At 52.3% G+C, this 12,558-nt stretch carries 11 protein-coding genes; 5 read left to right on the plus strand and 6 right to left on the minus strand.

Annotation, left to right across the window (positions count from 1 at the left end):
• Nucleotides 1–217: 217 nt before the first annotated feature.
• Nucleotides 218–1,090 (plus strand): hypothetical protein, encoded by an 873-nt coding sequence (locus SH449x_RS15825; RefSeq protein WP_482377043.1) that lies wholly within the window; start codon nucleotides 218–220, stop codon nucleotides 1,088–1,090.
• Nucleotides 1,091–1,175: 85 nt separating this feature from the next.
• On the plus strand, nucleotides 1,176–1,868 hold the full coding sequence (locus SH449x_RS15830; RefSeq protein WP_482377044.1) for a hypothetical protein: 693 nt from the start codon (nucleotides 1,176–1,178) through the stop codon (nucleotides 1,866–1,868).
• A 20-nt stretch (nucleotides 1,869–1,888) separates the two neighbouring features.
• Here SH449x_RS15830 and wecB read toward each other — a convergent pair whose 3' ends face one another.
• The 6 genes from wecB to SH449x_RS15860 all read right to left on the minus strand — a co-directional run bounded on the left by wecB (nucleotide 1,889) and on the right by SH449x_RS15860 (nucleotide 9,522).
• Complete coding sequence (gene wecB / locus SH449x_RS15835) at nucleotides 1,889–3,022, minus strand: non-hydrolyzing UDP-N-acetylglucosamine 2-epimerase (RefSeq protein ID WP_482377045.1); 1,134 nt, start codon at nucleotides 3,020–3,022, stop codon at nucleotides 1,889–1,891.
• 87 nt (nucleotides 3,023–3,109) lie between these two features.
• Complete coding sequence (locus SH449x_RS15840; protein WP_482377046.1) at nucleotides 3,110–4,423, minus strand: citrate synthase; 1,314 nt, start codon at nucleotides 4,421–4,423, stop codon at nucleotides 3,110–3,112.
• A gap of 183 nt (nucleotides 4,424–4,606) precedes the next feature.
• Nucleotides 4,607–5,425 (minus strand): hypothetical protein, encoded by an 819-nt coding sequence (locus SH449x_RS15845; RefSeq protein WP_482377047.1) that lies wholly within the window; start codon nucleotides 5,423–5,425, stop codon nucleotides 4,607–4,609.
• Nucleotides 5,426–5,557: 132 nt separating this feature from the next.
• On the minus strand, nucleotides 5,558–7,588 hold the full coding sequence (locus tag SH449x_RS15850) for a BatA domain-containing protein (RefSeq protein ID WP_482377048.1): 2,031 nt from the start codon (nucleotides 7,586–7,588) through the stop codon (nucleotides 5,558–5,560).
• Nucleotides 7,585–8,412 carry a DUF58 domain-containing protein gene (locus SH449x_RS15855; protein WP_482377049.1) on the minus strand — a complete coding sequence of 276 codons (828 nt, stop codon included), beginning with the start codon at nucleotides 8,410–8,412 and terminating at the stop codon, nucleotides 7,585–7,587. The genes SH449x_RS15850 and SH449x_RS15855 overlap by 4 nt, the downstream gene beginning before the upstream one ends.
• A gap of 93 nt (nucleotides 8,413–8,505) precedes the next feature.
• Nucleotides 8,506–9,522 (minus strand): AAA family ATPase, encoded by a 1,017-nt coding sequence (locus tag SH449x_RS15860; RefSeq protein WP_482377050.1) that lies wholly within the window; start codon nucleotides 9,520–9,522, stop codon nucleotides 8,506–8,508.
• A 474-nt stretch (nucleotides 9,523–9,996) separates the two neighbouring features.
• Here SH449x_RS15860 and SH449x_RS15865 point away from each other — a divergent pair, with 474 nt between their 5' ends.
• Genes SH449x_RS15865 through SH449x_RS15875 form a run of 3 tightly spaced genes read left to right on the plus strand, consistent with a single transcriptional unit; the run spans nucleotide 9,997 to nucleotide 12,389 of the window.
• On the plus strand, nucleotides 9,997–10,668 hold the full coding sequence (locus SH449x_RS15865) for a sugar transferase (RefSeq protein WP_482377051.1): 672 nt from the start codon (nucleotides 9,997–9,999) through the stop codon (nucleotides 10,666–10,668).
• Between the two features lie 56 nt (nucleotides 10,669–10,724).
• A complete protein-coding gene (locus SH449x_RS15870) occupies nucleotides 10,725–11,780 on the plus strand; it encodes a Gfo/Idh/MocA family protein (RefSeq protein WP_482377052.1) in 1,056 nt (351 codons plus the stop codon).
• Between the two features lie 33 nt (nucleotides 11,781–11,813).
• Nucleotides 11,814–12,389 (plus strand): acyltransferase, encoded by a 576-nt coding sequence (locus SH449x_RS15875; RefSeq protein WP_482377053.1) that lies wholly within the window; start codon nucleotides 11,814–11,816, stop codon nucleotides 12,387–12,389.
• The last annotated feature ends 169 nt before the right edge of the window (nucleotides 12,390–12,558 follow it).

The raw sequence follows: 12,558 nt of genomic DNA on the forward strand, positions 1-12,558 counted from the left end.
CGTCTCTGCCTGCGAGAGCTAAACACGCCAAAACGGCACTTTCGCTCTGGAAGGTCGGTTAATGGTGCAATTTCCGTGCCAGACGCGAGCTTGGAAATCTAATTCCTGGGGAACGATTTCCCATCAAATACGAACTCGGTCATTGTTTCCCAAGGAAACTGTGCCCAAAATACGTAAGTGATTCGTCGATTTCAACTTTGGGGAAAGTCAGCCAACTATGCCGATTCGCGTTACTTGCACTTGTGGCTACGCCACGAACGTTCCAGACGAAATGGCGGGAAAGTCGGGGCGGTGCCCAAAATGTAAGGCTACCCTGAAAATTCCAGCCAAAGCTGGTGCGGCGGCCGGAAAATCTGCTTCAACCACCAAGGGTGCAGTTCCCGCCAAGCCGCAAACCACGGCTCCGAAAGCGGCAGTCGCCGCCAAAGCCGCTCCGCAGCCAACCGGCGGAGCTTTGGATGGTCTCTTCGCAGATGTTGGGCTAACGCAGAACAAAGGTCCCGTCTGTCCTGCATGTTCCGCCCCGGTCGTCCCCAATAGCGTCCTGTGTGTCAAATGCGGATTCCATTTCGCCGAAGGAAAAAAACTAGATGAGCACCGGCTGGAATCATCCAAGGGGTTCGGTAACCCACACCTGAACGAAGCCGCTCAAATGATGGAAAGGGAACGTGTTACCGAGAAGCAGCTCAACTCCGCCGGTTCTCCCTGGTGGATGATGGTAAGCATTCTCGTCGGGTTGGGGGTCATGATCACAGGGCTTGCCATCAAGCAGCACTCGGTGACAACGGAGCAAGTTTCATCGGTGGAGATTTTGAGGCGCATCCAAGAAGCGGGCTACCTGCCAGTCTTGGCGGCTTCGTTCGGGCTCGCCATGCTCCTCACCGCAAACTTCGCCAACTTGGCCATCTTAATTGTCGCATTCCAAGAGTCTGCCAGGCATGGGCTGATGTACTTTTTCGTCCCCTTCTACAACCTCTACTACATTTTCTCAAGACTCAAGGAGAAAAGGCTCATGTCGACCATGCTAATCATGTTTATTACCGGTACGCTGGGGGCTATCGCGTTTGGATACGCACTTCCCAAGATTTGATATAACGGATTCACATATTTTGCCCCAGCTTCCCCGCCCCACCTTTCCCCTCAGCATTATTCAACTCAAAGAGCAGGTCCAACCAATGAGACTGACACTTACCCGGCTCCACAAGACTTTGTATCTGACTGCTTTTACGCTGGCGGCATGTTTGCTGACAACCCTCGGCTCGTTTCAATCGGCGACCGCTCAGGGTTTCACTGTCCAGCTCCCGACTCAGGGGACCTTTTCCATTCAAACGAGCGTTGCTGTTCCGGACGGTGGAGAGATGGGGTTGGGTGGCAATGTGCGGTATGCATCAGGTTCCACTCAACGGGGCGGTGCGCGGGCTTATGGAAGTTCCCTTTCCGCCACTAGTGCTTCGGCCAAGGTTACCATTATCGACTTGCAAGAACTCGATAAACTCATTCGCTCGGAAGCGAACCTAAAGCCAATGGCCGTCGACTGGGGCAAATCGCGTTCCAGCGGCCAAGTTTATGACGCCTCTCTCGATCAGCCGAAACCGGATCGCCCCGCAGCTTACGCTTATATGATGGCGATGAATAGTAAGCCAGCTACTAAACGGTCGTCGATCGAAGACGCTCGCTACTACTTGGGACTGGCTAACGATGCAACTCGACGCGGCCACTGGACCGCAGTAGAGCTCTACTATCAGATGGCTTGGGACGCGTTGCCCGAGAACCGAAAGCAAATTGCGTCTGAGAATCTCATCAGATTTAAAGAGAAGCAAAAAGAGGAAGAATCCGAAAAGAAAAACGCCGCGAGCAAAGGGTTTTAACAGAACACTAGACTGTGGTCTTAGCCCGTACCTGCAACGCTTCTCCGGTGCAGTTCTTTGCTAATTCGTTGGCATGCCTGCCCATCGCCGTAGGGGTTATGTGAATGGGCCATCGTTCCGTATGCGACCAGGTCTTCGATCAACTCTCTGGCTGCATTGACGATCCGCGTCGAATCTGTGCCAACCAGCTTCACCGTGTTTGCTGCGACTGCTTCTGGTCGCTCGGTCGTATCTCTCATTACGAGTACCGGTTTTCCTAGCGAGGGGGCCTCTTCTTGGACACCTCCTGAATCGGTCAAAAGAAAGTAACTCCGCTGCATCAGATACACAAACGATAGATAATCGATTGGAGGAACCAGGAACACGTTTGTGTGACCGGAAAGCAAGCGATGAACAGGATCCGATACGTTCGGATTGAGATGCACCGGGTAGATGATTTGAATCTGTTGGTTTTGAGACAGCTCTGACAAAGCTCGACAAATGTTCTCTAGGCCTATGCCGAAGTTTTCGCGGCGATGGCTGGTCACGAGTACGAGCTTCTTCGAAGCGTCTAGGAAAGAAAACTGCTTTTCTAATCGTGATTGCAAGCCTTGGTCGCCTGCTAGTCGATCCCTAATCAGAAACAGAGCGTCAATCACCGTGTTTCCCGTCACGACAATCTGCCCCTCGGGTATGTTCTCTCGCAATAAATTCGCCTTGGCTGTCTGCGTAGGAGAAAAATGCAGATCGGCGAGTCGGCTAATGATTTGCCGGTTGCCTTCTTCAGGCCAAGGGGAATCGAGTCGATGCGTTCTCAAACCAGCCTCAACATGCCCGACTTTTACTTTATGATAAAAGCCTGCCAGAGACGCCGTCATGGCGGTAGAAGTGTCACCGTGCACGAGAATCCAATTTGGCCGGAACTCCAGTAATACGGATTCGATCTGTGTCAGCAGATCGCAGGTTAGTCCTGTGAGGCTGCGACCGGACGTCATGGTCCTCAGATTAAAGTCGGGGTGGATGTCGAAGATGTCGAGTACTTGATCAAGCATCTCTCGATGCTGCCCCGTTGCACACACCTTGACGTCAAAAGCCGGTTGCTCCCTAAGCACCTTGATCAAAGGTGCTAGCTTGATTGCCTCTGGTCGCGTTCCAAACGTGAGAAGGATTCGCATGCTTCAGATCGCGGGTGGGCTAGGTTTGCCTATTAAACTCTACCGCTGATCCCCCCTGCGGGTGATCACCCCTGCCGCTGGTTGCCCCTACCGTTGATCAATCGGGGTGACTTGGCGAATCGTAGGACCAGTGTACACCTGGCGAGGGCGCCCGATTCTGGTCGTTGACGATTGGTGCATTTCTACCCAATGGGCAATCCAGCCTGGCAATCGGCCGATTGCAAAGAGAACTGTGAACATCTGCACCGGGAAGCCCATGGCACGATAAATTACCCCCGAGTAGAAATCGACGTTGGGGTAAAGTTTTCGCTCGACGAAGTACGGATCTTGCAAAGCGACTGCTTCCAGCTCCTGAGCGACATCGAAGAGCGGGTCGTTCAAATTCAGCTTGTGCAATAGGACATCGCAAGCCGCTTTGATAATCTTGGCTCTCGGGTCATAGTTCTTGTAGACGCGGTGTCCGAAGCCCATCAGACGGAAATTGCTTGACTTATCTTTTGCCATTTCGACGTACTTTTTAACGTTTCCGCCGTCGTCGGCAATTTGCTTCAGCATGTTCACGCAAGCTTCGTTCGCTCCGCCGTGAAGAGGCCCCCACAGGGCACATATCCCCGCCGAGATGGACGCAAACAAGTTGGCATTCGACGATCCCACCAATCGCACAGTTGAAGTGCTACAATTCTGTTCGTGATCAGCATGGACGATGAACAACAAGTTCAAGGCCTTGACGAAGTCGGGGTCCGAAACGTACTGCTCGCTAGGCAACGCGAACATCATCCGTAGGAAGTTGCTGCAATAATCTAGGTTGTTGTCAGGATAGATAAACGGCTGGCCGAACGCTTTCTTGTAAGAATAGGCCGCGATAGTCGGAAGCTTTGCGATAAGCCTCAACAGCGACTCTTCGACTTGTTGAGGATCCCGAGGGTCGAGGGAATCTTGGTAAAAGGTCGAGAGAGCCCCGACAACGCTCGATAGGATTGCCATCGGGTGAGCATCGCGAGGAAAGCCGTTATAAAAAGTTCGCATGTCCTCGTGAAGCATGGTGTGCTTTTCGATCGAGTCCTCAAACTTTTTCAATTGCTCTTTGTTCGGCAGTTCCCCGTAGATCAATAGGTAACTGGTTTCAAGAAAGCTGCAATGTTCAGCCAAATCCTCAATGGGATAGCCGCGATACCGCAAGATACCACGGTCGCCGTCGAGGTAGGTGATGGAACTGGAGGTCGAACCAGTGTTTGCGTACCCCTCGTCGAGTGTGATATGCCCAGTTTCCTTGAGAAGTTTGGAAATATCGATCGCTCGATCGTTTTCAGTTCCCACCAAAACTGGCAAGGAAACCTCTTTATCCCCCACGATGACTCGGGCTGGGGAGTTTTCGACTTTGGGTCCGACTGATGCGCTCATACTGGACTCCGCTGCTAAGGAAACTCCCTAAACAGCTACGGGAAACGAAGTTAATCAGGTTTTGCAAAAGTGTAGCGACTCGACTAGTAACCGACAATCACGTTAATGGCGTAATCAGCGTTGTAAATGTTGCCGTTTCGGAGATTCCCTGCGACTCTTTCACTCCGCATTAGCTTTTGTTGGCTATTTTTCGATTCGCTTGCGAAGCTCCTTCATCTCTACTTTTAGCCGCTCTAATTCTGACCGCAATTCATGAACCAATTCTGAGTCTCCCTCGCCTCGATGATGGGCATGCATCTGCTCGGCGAGTCTTTGCTTTCCTTCTCGAAGCTCTCGCTCCATTCCCTCTGCCTTTTCCATCAGCTGATGTGCGAGTTCGTGAGCTTCGGCGAGCTTGAGGTGCTCCGCTGCGGCGCGTAGATGCTGAATGCGTCGAGCGATCGCCTCAAGCTTCTCGGCCTGAGGTTGTAGCGCAGGTGGGATTGCAGGTTTATCGCCATGATGATCGTGGAGCCTGGCCAACTCGCTCTCCTTGGCGCTTATCAAAGCTCGAATCTCCTGTTGCTCTGCTTCGGAGCCTCCCATTTGCTTGAGCTTCTTTTGTCTGCTCAAGAGGTCACTTAGTTGCTCTTTGAGAATCCGGACACGCATCTCGCGATCTGTCTTCGGGCCATGTCCCTCGTGCAGCTTATTCTCTCTCGCGACTTTTTCAGCCTTAGCCAAAAGCCCCTCTGATTCAGAAAGGAGCCGTTCTGCTTCTTCTTTGTTGCCAGACTTCGTCAGCTCCATTGCCTCTTTTTGCATGGATTTGGCTCGCTGTCGCATTTCATCGACATCCGATGCATGCACCGCTGCGGGAGAAAAAACAAGTGCCAAGCTGAGCAAGGTGGCGGGTAGAGGAAGAATGGCTGGTAGAGGAAGAATGGCTGGTAGAGGAAGAATGGCGGGTAGAGGAAGAATGGCGGGTAGAGGAAGAATGGCGGGTAGAGCTAGGTGCCGCATTTCAATGTCTCCTAGTGGCGTATCGGTGGGAAAGGAAGGGGCGTTGTGCGTGCAGGCTTTCCAGCATACCTAGAAAGCTCGTTCCATGAAAGCACGGGAATGGAGGGCTGGATTCCGTCAAGCCGGGTTCCATCAAAGGGAGCGGAGCTTGCGAGTAGGGGCCCCCAGTATTCCCTCGGCGATCAGTGCTATCAAAGCTAGAATCGCAAACCATCGCCATACTTCCCTCACTAATGAGCTGGTGGACTCTATCGCGTTGATCTTATTCCACCGCAGCTCGCCAAACGTATTTCGAAGTACTTCGTCGCTAACGGTCTTGAGCTCGTCCTCTTGGGGCATTCGATTTTGAGCGATGAGCAATCGATCTAAGCGAAACACTCCCGCTTGCTGCCATTGTTGACTCGATAGCGATACTTGCGCGATCTCTAGAGGCTGGCTGTCTTGGAGTAAAGAGGACTGTTCCATCGATGCTGAAAAAGTTTTTGCGTTACCCACACGCTTCATGCCTGCATCGATCAAGCGTTGAACCATCGCATACATGGCGACTCCATCCTGGGCGAAGGTTGAGTCGCTGGGGGCTGTCGTGGTTGATAAAGCGTACACGTCTCCCTTAGCATCTTCGGCAATAGCATCCGAACGGACGAGAAGCGGCAAGTTACCCTCGATTGTTGCAAGTTCAGTCATGTTGCCCGTTATGCGACATACTCGCGATAAGATGAGTGAGCTTAGTGGAAGGGACGTGCCGCTCATTGTGTTGCCCAGCAAAACGGAATCGTTTCGCCACTGCTCAACTCGAGCGCCCTCCAAACTTTGCCAGGTTGACCACTGCAAACCAAATGCTGTGCCGTCCCCAGGGATTTCGGGGGGTACGAAAAGAACTTGTCCTCCGGAGCCGACGAACCTGTTGAGTGTCTCGAAAGTTTCACCAGCCGGTAGTTGCTCATGCCAGACCACCAAGGCGTACTGATCCCAGTTCACCGTATCCAGTTGATTCAAAGTTGTCAGATCGGAGGCTGTGGTTGCGGAGGGGGTTGGTGGAATGGAGGTCGCAATCGTTAAGGCTTCGATCGGAGCCGCATTGTCGGTAACGAACAGCGTTCGCCTGACGGGCTGGGTCTCAAAGGTGAAGTAGGCAACATTGTCGGCTTCGTTAGTATCAGCAGGAATTCGAACAGCTCCCCAGCCGAGTACGGGTTGCGAGCCTTCTCCGTCGATTTGACCGTTCGAATCGTTGACTAGAAATGCTTTGTCTATTTTGATGGTGAATCGATTGATTTCGCCGTAGCCTCGTTCGAGGGACAGGGGAATGGCGGTGCGGTTGCCGGCGATCTCTAGTTCTACCGATATGGTTTCTTGGGCCGATGCAGCATCTGCCGGTTGAGATTGGACTTGGAAAGAGAGTTGCAATTCCCTCTCCGCATTGCCATCGAGCAATTCGACATCCGTGATTCGGATCGAACGATTAAATGTCTGTGAGGCAAGATCGAGAATTTGGAATTGAACGTCTGCGATCGATTTAGAAAAACCATCTCTTATCGCCGCCCAAGTGGAATCGTTTGTTCGCCAATCGTATTCGCTCAAGTCGGACGCGATCCACACGGTCGCCTTGGCTATACTGTTGCGTTCAATGTACTCGCGAGCTTGCTCAATGAGAGCGGGGATATTAGTGGAGAGAGCTGATGCTTCCAAACGCGGATCGCTAGTCAATCCGTCTGGCGTTATGTCTGTGATCGCACGGTCAAAGCCTGAGGTCAAGCAAACGATGTTTTTGGCACCTGAGTTTGTTAGCCATTCTTGAATTCGCAGAAGACCGGTTTGCTGCTTGGTTTCGTCCGAGGGCCCAACCTTTAGCTGCATACTTGGCGATCGATCTACCACAACGATCGATACTTGCGACTCATCTGCACCGAACCAGCCGCTGATGCCACTAGCTAGCGGGCGCGAAGCGAGCAGGACTAGGGTCGCAATGACGAGGGTTCGCAACGCTAAAATCAGGTACTGTTTTAGTTTGGACAAACCGCTGGCCATCTTTGTCGCGGCCAAAAGAAACCGCATGGCGGCCCATGGTAGGGTTTGGTGGCGTCTTAGGTGCACCAAGTGGATAATGATCGGAATGGCGATCAATGGTAAGGCGAGCAGCATCCATGGTTGCAAAAAAGTCATCGAACGCCTCGTGTGCGAGTTCGTCCGAGGAGAAAGCGAGTCAGTGGTTGCTCGTACGGCTCGTTCGTAATGACACGATGGTAATCGACACCCGTCTCCATCGTGACTTGTTTCATCGCCTCGAGAAATTCACGCAACGCTAAGTGGTAACGATCTGAGATCTCAGTTGGATCGACTAGCATCGCGTTGCCACCCTCCATATCCAGAAACCGAACTGGTCTTTGGAACTCGAAGCCGATTTCTTGCGGATCGAGTAGATGGAATGCAGCGACGTCATGCTTTCGGAAACGAAGATGTTCGAAACACGACCTCCACTCCGTCGGATCGGCAAAGAAATCGGAAATGATGACAACCAATGCACGCTGTCGGGTGACTTCGGCGATCTCGTGTAATATCTCGGGGAGGGCTGTTTCTCCGTGAGGCTTTGCTTGTTCCAAAGTGTCCAAAACCACCTTGAGGTGAGCTGGCGATCGACGGGGGGGGATGTTCTGTGCGACCGAATCGGCAACCAACGATACGCCGACCGCGTCACCTTGTTGGCTAGCTAGATAGGCGGTGGTTCCAGCCAGCGATCTAGCGTACTGAATCTTTGTGGTTTGGCCCTTGCTCCCAAACGCCATCGACCCGCTCGTGTCGACGACTACGCAGCACCGTAAATTGGTGTCCGCCTCGAACTCCTTGACATAGTAGCGATCGGTCCGACCGAAAGCGCGCCAGTCGAGCCGTCGCAAATCATCGCCGGGTACGTACTTGCGGTACTCAGCAAACTCAACGCTCGAGCCACGATGGGGTGACGCGTGGCGACCGGAGATGTTGCCTTGCATAGCAAATCGTGCATGCAGGGGGATGGCGCTGAGTCGCGCCAATATCTGAGGGTCTAAAAAGGACCTGGTGACGGGCAACATGCTTAAGAGTTGTTACTCCATCTCATCTACGAGTCGTTGCACGATCTGCTTGCCGCTGACTCCTTCGGCTTGTGCGGCGAAGGTCGTGATGATTCGGTGAACCAGGACTGGTTTCGCGACCGCTTGGATGTCTTCCAATCGCACCATGTAGCTACCCTGCAAAGCGGCGCGGCTCTTGGCACCAAGGATGAGATTCTGTACTGCTCGTGGGCCAGCTCCCCAGCTCACATAAGGCTTCATCCAGGTCGGTGCGGTTTCGCCTAGGGGGCGGGTTTTGCGAACCAGTTTGGCAGCGTAGGTGTAGATGTGGTCGGGTACGGGAACTCGGCGGACCAGCCTTTGAAAGTCCATGATCTCGGTACCCGTCATGACGGAGGAAAGCGTGACGGCGTCATCGCCAGTAGTCGTTTTAGCGATCTGGATTTCTTCGGCCTCGTTGGGATAGTCCAATTCGATAAGGAACATGAAACGGTCCAGTTGGGCTTCGGGGAGCGGGTACGTTCCTTCTTGTTCGACCGGGTTCTGGGTGGCCAAGACCATAAACGGCGAGGAGAGCTCGAATGTCTTGCCGAGGACAGTAACCCTTTGTTCCTGCATGGCCTCAAGCAGAGCTGCCTGCGTCTTTGGGGGGGCGCGATTGATCTCGTCGGCCAAAATGATGTTGGCGAAGATAGGACCGCGAATGAATTGGAATTCACGGCGTCCATCGGCAGTCTCTTGCAGAATGTCGGTGCCGGTGATGTCCATTGGCATGAGATCGGGCGTGAACTGGATTCGATTGAACGCCAGCGACATCGTTTCGGCGACTTTGCTCACCAGCAAGGTCTTGGCCAGGCCAGGAACCCCCATTAGCAAAGCGTGACGTCGGGCGAAGAGGCATATTGCGAGTTGCTCAACGGTATCTTTTTGACCGACGATGACTTGTCCGAGTTCGCTGGAGAATCGTCGGAACGATTCTCGTAGGCGATCGATAAAGCGAACGTCATCGTCGGAAAGGTTCTGGTTGGAAATTAATGGGGCTGTCGACATTAGAAAACTTATTAAATCCGATGTGAGTAAGCGTGAAGTGTTTCCAACTGGTTTCCAGTTCCGGTTGCAAAAGGCGGAGTTCACTGGGGGGATCGCAGAGAACCCGTGAGTTTAGCTTACTGGCTGTCTTTGGCAGGCTCAACGATAAGCTTGCTAAGCTGACTGGGATTTTGGTGAATTCTGAGACTTATCTGGCAGACAAGACGCAGGAATTCAGGAACCGTCGATGGAAGCGAACGTGAATTACGCCGATTTGTTTAGCGATTAGGCGGAAAATCGGGGACTTGACGATTGAAAGGCGTAGCGCTTAGATTACTGTAGTTACTGTTCGGCCCTGATACGTAGCTCGTCCGGTTAGTCATTTGTGCGGAGACTTGGGAGCGGCTTCTTCTTTTCAGTTGCTGGTTCCCTAGGATCTGCTTTTCGCCCTGCCCCCACCTGTTTTTAGGGCGATTTCGTATCGCCGTTATTTGAATGTCCCAAGTTGCTGCTGAACCATCCCTCAAAAAAGTTCATAATCCGCCACCAATCGCAAAGCTTCCGCAACCTTGGTGGAAACGAACTTTGGACTTTGCGGTCGTTGGTTTGATCTCACCGGTCTTGTTACCAATTCTCGTCTTGGTAGCCGCCTATATACGCTTGGTATCACCAGGCCCCGTTCTTTTCGTACAGTCTAGAGTTGGGCACGGTGGAGAGGACTTTAGAATCTATAAGTTTCGGACCATGAAGGTCTCCAAAGTTAGTCGAGACTCAGTTCATCGTGAGTACGTGGCGAGTCGAGCAGCGACGGCCGCTCCGCTAGTCAAGCCGGATTTTAAAAGTGAGCTAATTCCCGGTGGAGGTTTACTCCGCAAGCTTTCTCTCGACGAGCTCCCTCAAGTGTTTAACGTCTTGCAAGGAAGCATGAGTTTGGTTGGGCCGCGTCCAGATTTGTTGCAACTCGCCGACTATGAAGAAAAGCAGACGCGACGGTTTGAAGTCCTTCCAGGGATGACGGGGTTGTGGCAGGTGAGTGGCAAGAATTCGCTGTCGTTCGAGCAAATGATTGACCTCGATTTGCAATACATCGAAACGATGAGCTTGCGGCAGGATCTGAGAATTCTTGCCAAGACATTTTGGGTTGTGTTGTTCGATCGCAATGAGTAGCGGCTCTCGTCGATGACAGGTAGGCTGCAGAATTTTTTTCCTTGAGTAGGACATCTATGATACGTGTTGGCATTATCGGGCTTGGATATTGGGGCCCCAATTTGGTTCGCTGCTTTTCCGATTTAGAGCATTGTCGGGTCACGGCAGTTTGCGACCAGAGCTATGATCAGTTATTACGGATCAAGGATCGATTTCCGGGTGTATACCCCATCGAGAACTTTGATGCTTTGCTTGATCGAGACTTGGTCGATGCCGTAGTCATCGCGACTCCAACCGCAACTCACTACGAATTGGCCATGAAGGCTCTTGAGCACGACATGCATGTGTTTGTCGAGAAACCGCTCGCTAAGACATCTGCAGAGTGCCGCAAGTTGGTTGAGACGGCTGGTGAACGCAACCGAGTTTTGTTCGTTGGACATGTCTTTTTGCATTCATCCCCGGTTAAAAAGCTGAAAAATCTCATCGAATCCGATGAATTGGGTTCCATCAATTACATCAGTAGCCGCAGGCTTAACCTGGGTCCCGTTCGCAAAGACGTGAGCGCGTTATATGACTTGGCCCCACACGATATCTCGATGATGCTGCATCTGCTGGGACAGAAGCCTTACGCTGTGAGTTGCTTGGGATTTGACCGTTTGAGCCCAGGCATTCATGATGTCTGTAACTTGACGATGCTTTTTGAAGGCAATCGAATGGGAATGATCCATGTGAGTTGGTTAGACCCTCGCAAGGAGAGAGTCCTAACCGTGGTTGGCGACAAACGCATGGCGGTCTACGACGATCTGGAGCAAGAAAAGATCAAGGTCTTCGATAAGGGAATCGATAAGCCAGCGGCTTCGACGGGCGATTTTGCCGACTTCCAGCTGTCCTATCGATATGGTGGTAGCTATAGCCCCTATATAAAGGAGCAGGAACCACTCAAGGCTGAATGTGCAGAATTCATTCGCTGTATTGTGGACGGAGATAGGCCGCTAACGGATGGAGTCAACGGATGGAATGTGGTCGAGGTCCTGGAAGCAGCAGATCGATCGCTTCGGTGCGGAGGTCAGCCCGTTGAGGTTGGGGATGGCCAATCGTTATCATCCATTGAAGACCAGAGGGTTAGAGGCTAACAACATTCTCAGATTGTTGTGGAGACTGCGTGAATGATTCATCCAAAGGCATTGGTTGACGACCCGGATTCCCTAGGTGACCAAACGAATGTTTGGGCGTTTGCCCATGTCATGAAGGGGGCTAAGGTTGGCACGCAGTGCAACATTGGGGATCATGCTTTCATCGAATCTGGGGCTGTCGTTGGAGACAGGGTAACGATCAAAAACGGTGTCTTGATTTGGGATGGAGTTACGATTGAAGACGACGTGTTCGTTGGGCCTGGAGTCGTTTTTACCAACGATCGGTTACCCCGTTCTCCCCGGATGCCACAAGTCAAGGCTCGGTATGCCAACCGTGCGAACTGGCTGGTCGTCACTACCGTTGAAAAGGGGGCCTCCCTGGGGGCGGCGGCGACAATTTGTCCGGGAGTTACGGTGGGGAGCTATTCGATGGTGGGAGCAGGAAGCGTGGTCACCAAAGATGTGGAACCATTCAGTTTGGTGTTTGGCTCGCCCGCCACACATCGTGGTTATGTGTGCACCTGTGGAAACAAGCTACGAGGGCATTTTCAGGTGTCGGAATGTGAATCATGCGGCGAGCGAGGCGTTGATCGCCAGATTCTTGCATAAAATTCACTGATAGCCCCTTCGACAATTTCGTTTGTTGATGAAAATATCAATAGTGGCGAATAAGTCGCCTGGGCTGTTTGGAAGGAACCGAAAGTCTGAGTCTGCGAATAGCAATACGGGTTTTCCCGAGTATTCTAAAGGTTCGAGTTCTATCACTTCATTAAAAAAG

The organism is Brakhagea baltica (assembly GCF_052161605.1).
Taxonomy (GTDB): domain Bacteria; phylum Planctomycetota; class Planctomycetia; order Pirellulales; family Pirellulaceae; genus JBKCUI01.